Here is a 6980-nt window from a genome sequence, read left to right on the forward strand (position 1 = left end):
TTTTGCCTCCAGCTTTCTTCAGATTCCTCCTCACGAAGGACACCCTTGCTCTTGGCTATGTACTTGGCGCTATCACCCGTACTAGGGACTTTCACCCTTTAGTGAATACTCATACCGAGCGCACATCCGATGATCCGAAGCCCCGCACGGCTTCGGATTATCAATTCAACACCAATTTCCGTACCGATTCCCGCTCCACCAGGGAGACAGGCAGTACAATATTGGAACCATGTTCCTTCTCTTCAATCGCATCAATGACCAGCTGGGCAGCTATTCGAGCCTTTTCATCCACGTCCTGACGTATAGTGGTCAAAGCCGGCTCCATGTTGCTTGCCAGGAAGCCATCGTCAAACCCGACAACCGAGATATCCTCTGGGACCTTCAGGCCTCCCTTCTTCAACCCCTTGATCAAGCCGAAGGCCAGAATATCAGCAGTAACAAACACAGCGCTCGGTCTCTCGGGGGAGCCTGCCAATTGTAAGCCAAGCTCCAGTCCATATTCATAGGAGATCGTACCGGAGTACACATACCTCCCGTCCTTGGGTAAGCCATGGTTTGCCAGTGCCTTCTCATAGCCTTTCAGACGCTCTGTGTTTACGCCTTCCTTGGTCAGATAGCCGGTAGCCAGGCCGATGGTTCTATGACCCATTCCTATCAGGTACTCGGTTGCCAGAAATCCGCCGTTCTCGTCGTCAATGGTGACCGAGCTGAGCTCCTTGTCCATGCCGTAGGAGTCAACCAAAACGGTGGGGATCCCAATCTGTTTCAGGTCCTTGATGTCCGACTCAATCTCAACACCTACGATGACAATCCCATCAAGGCTGCGCTTGCGGGCCACATCCAGATAACTTTCATCCACATCAGTCCCGCTGATCAGTATGTTGTAGCCCTTCTTCCTTGCCTCATATTCAAAGTTCGAGAGGAAGCTACCATAGAAGGAGTTGGAGAACATCAGCTTTGTTTCCTTCTCTGTCTGTGGTATCAAGAGGCCAAGCAAGTATGAGTGTCTTGATGCCAATGCTCTGGCTCCAAGGTTGGGCACATAGCCCAACCGCTTGATGGCCTCTTCCACTTTCTTGATGGTCTGGGGGGCAATAACTTGGTCTGAACGTTTGTTTATGATGTAGGAGACCGTAGCCGTCGAAACCCCGGCTTCCTGTGCGATATCCTTCATGTTGATCCGTTTCGTTGCCATTCATTGCCTCACTTATGCGTTTAAGTTAAGTATTGAACTCATTTACTCATTTGTCAATGAAATCTTTTCCACATGGCTGCCTTTTGTATCACAAACCACCCGGTATCGCTCTCCTTTGTAGGTTACCTTGCTCTCTATCTGCTGCCAGGAAGCAGGCAGGGAAGGAGTGGATGAGACACCGCCAGTGAAGCTCAGTCCCATTACCCCAAAGAGCACTGCCTGGAGGAAGGCGCCCATTGCTCCGATGTGCAGCCCTTCCCCACTTGTGTTTTCCATGAGCTCCTCGAGGTCGAGGAACATGGCTTGCCTGAGATACTGCTCTCCTGCCTCCCTCAAGCCAAGCTTGTAGGCAATGAGGGAATGCATACCCCAGCTTAGGGTGGAGTCATGGCTGGTGATGGGCTCATAGAGCGACCAGGCGTTCTGTGCCTCCTCCTCACTGAAGTACTCGGGCAACAGGAGATAGAGCAGCAAGACATCGGGCTGTTTGACTACCTTGTACCGCTGGAGGCGGTCGAAGCAGATTGTATGGTAGAGTGCCCTACCACTCGTTTTATGGGCTTTCAGATCGAAGGGTTCCTGCAAGAGGAACAGGTCATCCTCAAGGTAGGTCCCTTCTTCCTCGCTGTAGGGGATGACAGCCTTGCTGATCATTGCCTCAAACTCAGCTCTCTCCTCTAAAGAGAGTGAAAGCTCTCCCCTCTCTGCAGCTGCGAGGGCCAGCTTGATCGTATGCAAGGCCATGCAGGTGGTATAGGTGTTGTTCTTGGTCACCCCGCCATACTCGTTGGGGCCTTTCACGAAGAGCATCTCATACCGGTTTGTTTGATCAATGTAGGTAAATCGTGAGGCCCAGAACCGTGCTGTCTCCAGGTAGATTTCAACGAGGCTCTTTTTTTCTAATGCATGGTCACCGGTGGCTTGTACATACTGGTCCATCGCCCACACGATATCGGCAGTGACATGGACTTCACACTTTCCGGTATCCCACGATTCACACTGCTCTGAGCCGTTGAGAGCACTCATCCAAGGATACCGTGCCCCCTTCAGGTTCAAGGAAGCAGCATATGCTTTGGCTGATGAGAAGGTCTCCACGCGGTAGGAGAGAATGTTCTTGGCGACCACTGGATTGGTGTAAAGGTAATACGGAAGTATGAAGACTTCTGTGTCCCAGAAGTAACAACCTTTATAGCGGCTATGAGTAAGTCCCCTAGCCCCGATGGAACAGCCCTGCTCTGGTTCATTCTGCTTCAGATTGAAGAGAGCCCAGCGAATGGCACACTGGTCTTTAACAGGTCCATTGAGGATGATGTCATGATCTTCCCAGAACAGGGAGAGTTCTTCTTCTGATTCCTGGTAGAGTCGTTCATAGCCGTACCCTTCCAAGCTCTTTCCTTCCAAGCTGACCACTGCCTCCAAGAAGAAGGTCGAGCCAGCTTCCAGGACGGTTTCATAGTGCTTCAGGTTTCCACGCTCACTCCCAGGAACAGAGGATTTAAAACGCTTGGTGTAGGTGAAAGAGAGGGCGTCATGGACACTAGAGCCTTCCATGAATAAGATTCCATCATCCCAAGAGAATCGACACTTCTTCAGTAAAACAAGACTCTCTTCATTCTCTACGGTCTGGTCATCGTTGACCGGGAGGTTCATCACCGAATCGTCAACTGTATCAATAACAAGCAAGGAAATCTGTTCCTTTGCCTTAAAGACAAATCGGTGACCAACCAGGTCCTTCTCTTTAAAGGAGACCACTCTGGAGTAAGTACAGGAATACTGATCGGTTTCCCAGGTACGGGTCACCAACCCTCGCTTCATGTCCAGTGCTTGCTTGCTTCCACTATTGGTGAGAGGCAGTGAATCAATGAAGACGGACAAGCGTAAGGGGTCGGGCAAGTTGACCATGTCAGTAATGCCGCTCTTGATGTACTCAAACCCTCTAGCCTTGTAGACCCCATGGTTCTCGCTTGTATAGGTATCGCCGGGCAGTACTGCCCTGAGGCCGAACCTTCCATTGCCTTGGTAGAAGATACTTTGGCAGAAGCGTTCATTCTGCCCAGTTATGTCTGTTTCAATCTGCCAGGGCAGGTAGGTATTATGCTTTCCACTTTCCACGTGCTTTCATCTCCCCGATGAGGACATATGCGAGGTATCCAGCGCAGGTGGCAAATGCCTCACCTGTACTCGCGTACCCGCTGTGCTCATCAATGCTTTCACAGGCGATTCCATGGTCCATTGGTGCATGCAGGAGCTTTTGGATTGCAGCTTCTGTATGCAGGACCCTGACTTCATTCGCCAGACTCAATATCCAGGGATGAGGTGCATGCGGACACCCAATCGCAGCAAATTTGGTTCCTGCGAATGAGTACTCATAGGCAGGGTCGGTGATGGTAGAGACCGTGTTCAGGTACACTTCATCTGAGAGGGAGGTAATACCGAAGAGTGGGAGGAGCAAGAGACTGCCAGGTGGCTCGTCATAGATGTCATAATTCCCGTTCCCATCGGTAGACCAAACGTACTGTCTCTTGCCATGGTGGTCTTTGACCAAGTGCCTCTCGATCGCACGCTTCACAGCTTCCTTTCTTTCTGCCCAGTGGGAGGCCTTCCCTTTCCAATTCCAGGAGGCAAGGATGGAGAACACTGCATAGACCAAGGCATTGTTGTAGGTAAGCAGGGGATAGACATGCATATCATCGGTTGGTTGGAGGAAGGTCTTATAGAGTCCTGTTTCAGTTTCTACTGCCTCCAATTTATCGATGATGCGATTGGTGAGGGACTTGATATCACTATCATCCAGTATTGGCTCAGAAGTCTTCTTGATATATGCGTCGATGGCAAGAATGGGGGCGCAGAGCTCATCGAGCTCGAATCCAGGTTCAAGGATGGTTCCATCAATGTACCTACTGTGGATCCCGACGTTCCGCTTCTGCCGGGTGGAGACGTAGTAGAGCATTTCCCGTGCAAGTGCCTGGTCAACTTCCAGGATTGCAGGAAAGGACCAGAGCAGGGAGTCCCGGTCCCAGTAGGCTGCGCTCACGTAGTAGCGCGGGCTTCTGCTGGTCACCAGGACGAGCTCCTCGCTGTCGATGGTTCTTCCGGTTGCGTAGTGGATGGCAAAGAGCAGGTTGCTGAAGAGGCTCTTGTCCATCTCTCTGTCACCAGTTGGTCTGATGATGGAGTCCAGATACAGAACTTGCTCTCTATGGAGGGCTTCTACTCCTTGCCGGGAAAATTCCCGTGCAGTGGTGACTGCTGAGACTTCCTCATACCCTACTCCCCAGTAGATGGCAAACTGTGCATTCCCTAAGGCAGGGACTTCCAATGGGGAATCCATGGTGAAAGAGATAGAAGGATCTTCGCAAAAAACCCAATCACTGCTGCTGGAGGTAATCGGGGCAAGCGCGAGGACTGGGAATCCTGATCGGATGTCAAAACAAGGACAGTCTGACCAGTCAGTCTTATATGCGTGCATGCTGCCTTCAAAGGGTTTGCTTTCATTGACGGTATGCAGGACTTCAGCAATTGAGCCTGTTAGGGTAATCCTTGCATCAAGGGACTGCTCTGTTTTGTTCTCTATCGTAATTACCTGCACAAAGCCTTTTTGGTCTTTCGGGGAGAGTATCTGGTAGGTAGCGTTACAGGAAGGGGTTTCTGAAGAGAAGGTCGGGATCCAGTAACGGTTCTGGGTGAATGATGAGAATTCTGATTCTGTTCCGTTGACAGAGAGTCCGAGGTGAAGGAAGGGCTTCTCCCCTCCCCGAAATTCGATCATGCCACGTTGAGCCATGGAGAGGACGTTAATGCTGAGTACGTCACTGTTCTCTTCTATTTCAGGGATTGCTATGTATTCATTACCGGTACAGATCATCGGGAACCTCTACTTATGCGTTTAAGTAATTATTAGAATGGAAGAGAGGTTCTGTCAAGGGAAAAGAGAGGAAGATTCAAAATTGCCATAGGTGTAGATTTACACCTAACAGTGTTTGGGCAGCAAACCTGAGAAAAAAATAAAGGGCCCGACTTATCGGAACCCTTCTCGTGCAGTCCGGAAACGTACACGTCAATTGTAAATTAATAGTACACAATATCGCCATTATAAGCAACCCCTATTTCTTAGCAATATATTTCTTTAACGCAATCAATTTGGTATGTGCATCGGAAGGCATAATCTCTTTATATAACACATAATCTAACTTAGCATATAATTTCTCTATCTCAGCAATCAGTTGCGTAACAATTTTATGAAGTTGTGTCTTATTAAAACGGAGATTCTTCATAAGAAAGACAATTAAGATAATGTCGTCCACGACTGAATCAAGGCGAATACTTGAAATACCTGTATCTTGCTTAATTATATCGCATAAAGAATTTCGTGCTTTAAATCCACTGTATCTTCCATCAAATACAACTCTATTGTGTGCAACCGCATTTCTTAGATCTTTTACCCTCAATATAAACTTCGGTAATAACTTTCCATCGGTGTTAAATGTCAAAGGGATTCCCAATTCTGAAGAAATATCAAATTTTATTGATGGCTTGAGTCTCTCAATCAGTGTAGATAAATCCCCAAGTGTCATTTCCTCAATAATTGCCCACAAAGGAATGTATTGATCGTTATTATAATAATGGCATACTATCTTGCTGCTATCGTTGAAACGACGAGTCATTGTAGAATATACATTATCTCTACATCGTAACTTCTGTTTTCTTTCTTCATAATTACCATTCAACATCGCTTTTTCAAAAACATCTGCAAATGAGCTGGATTTAACATGTGACGTTATTATTTCACAAGAAATACTTTTAATTGCAGCCTCAAGTTGCATGAGTGGTAAATACATGATGGATTTAAGTGATTCATCAAAGTCAATCACATATCGTAATTCGTTATATGATTTATAAGGAATCAAATTTGTCGGTTCTTTATTGAATCTATATCCTTTGTAGCCATGGTAATATCCAGTTAACTGAAGATGCCTTTTTTGGCTTGATCCAGAAATCTCTATTCCAGATCTCCTCATGTGGCGCATTAGTGAATTATATGGAGCGTAACTTTTTTTCATGGTTCTCTCATTGGTGATTAGATTTACTCTTTCCAGATTATTCGCTCATAGCAAGAATGTAAAGGTAAATTTTGGTTAAAAACTAATCAAGAATAATCACAAATTTACAGTACAGGTTCAGGAACAATCCCGGAGGATGAATCATCTCACTCAGATATTACAAGACTACAGAGTTTGTCTATTTTTCCAAATCATCTCTTTCCTCATCCCATATATTCTCACAATCGAGACCAGGAACTCTGGAATTCTGTGAAAAAACTTGATCAATGTCGGCTTGATCAAAAACCGGACAAGAGACAAAAGCGTGAATTTTGTTTTCAATTTTTAAGTTGGGATAAAGCTTCCTTAACTCTTCCAATTTACTCCTGTAATATGGCGTGTCATATCTATCTTCTTTTTTAAGAACTTTCCAAACTAGATGAGCATTCGCTTCATGTAGGATTACTTCTCTTACATTTTCAATCACTTGAGACTCAATCCCTCTGTCTCCCAATTCTTTTTCCAACATAGTTTTCCAAGCTTCTATTGATTCCAACATCATATCTCGCAATAGCTTAGCATATTGATATTTCAACTTACGTTCTTTTGTTGTATGTTTGGAAACAAATTTAGTGTCAGCTTCAAGCATTCAAAATTCCTCCTGATCATCTTTCTCAACCCTACATCATTAATGGATATGATATCGTTCTATAGACTGAATCAATCACAGTACCAAAAGTATAGTA

General features: G+C 46.4%; 5 protein-coding genes. All 5 read right to left on the bottom strand.

Annotated features, from left to right (window positions below; translation table 11 throughout):
- Positions 1-160: 160 nt before the first annotated feature.
- The 5 genes from AB7S66_RS10525 to AB7S66_RS10545 all read right to left on the bottom strand — a co-directional run bounded on the left by AB7S66_RS10525 (position 161) and on the right by AB7S66_RS10545 (position 6883).
- Positions 161-1195 (bottom strand): LacI family DNA-binding transcriptional regulator, encoded by a 1035-nt coding sequence (locus AB7S66_RS10525; protein WP_428519791.1) that lies wholly within the window; start codon positions 1193-1195, stop codon positions 161-163.
- Between the two features lie 42 nt (positions 1196-1237).
- Positions 1238-3307, bottom strand: coding sequence for a hypothetical protein (locus tag AB7S66_RS10530; protein ID WP_428519793.1), 2070 nt, complete (start codon positions 3305-3307; stop codon positions 1238-1240).
- Positions 3288-5060, bottom strand: a complete 1773-nt coding sequence (locus AB7S66_RS10535; RefSeq protein WP_428519795.1) for a glycoside hydrolase family 125 protein — start codon at positions 5058-5060, stop codon at positions 3288-3290. Before AB7S66_RS10535 ends, AB7S66_RS10530 begins: the two co-directional genes overlap by 20 nt.
- 238 nt (positions 5061-5298) lie before the next feature.
- Positions 5299-6255, bottom strand: a complete 957-nt coding sequence (locus tag AB7S66_RS10540) for an Abi family protein (RefSeq protein WP_428519797.1) — start codon at positions 6253-6255, stop codon at positions 5299-5301.
- Between the two features lie 178 nt (positions 6256-6433).
- Complete coding sequence (locus tag AB7S66_RS10545; RefSeq protein WP_428519799.1) at positions 6434-6883, bottom strand: hypothetical protein; 450 nt, start codon at positions 6881-6883, stop codon at positions 6434-6436.
- Positions 6884-6980 lie beyond the last annotated feature (97 nt).

This window comes from Sphaerochaeta sp. (genome assembly GCF_050178175.1).
Taxonomy (GTDB): domain Bacteria; phylum Spirochaetota; class Spirochaetia; order Sphaerochaetales; family Sphaerochaetaceae; genus Sphaerochaeta.

Bases quoted from the DNA above. Each gene is read 5' to 3' on its own strand.
- AB7S66_RS10525 (WP_428519791.1), bottom strand. From the start codon at position 1,195: ATGGCAACGAAACGGATCAACATGAAGGATATCGCACAGGAAGCCGGG.
- AB7S66_RS10535 (WP_428519795.1), bottom strand. From the start codon at position 5,060: ATGATCTGTACCGGTAATGAATACATAGCAATCCCTGAAATAGAAGAG.
- AB7S66_RS10540 (WP_428519797.1), bottom strand. From the start codon at position 6,255: ATGAAAAAAAGTTACGCTCCATATAATTCACTAATGCGCCACATGAGG.
- AB7S66_RS10545 (WP_428519799.1), bottom strand. From the start codon at position 6,883: ATGCTTGAAGCTGACACTAAATTTGTTTCCAAACATACAACAAAAGAA.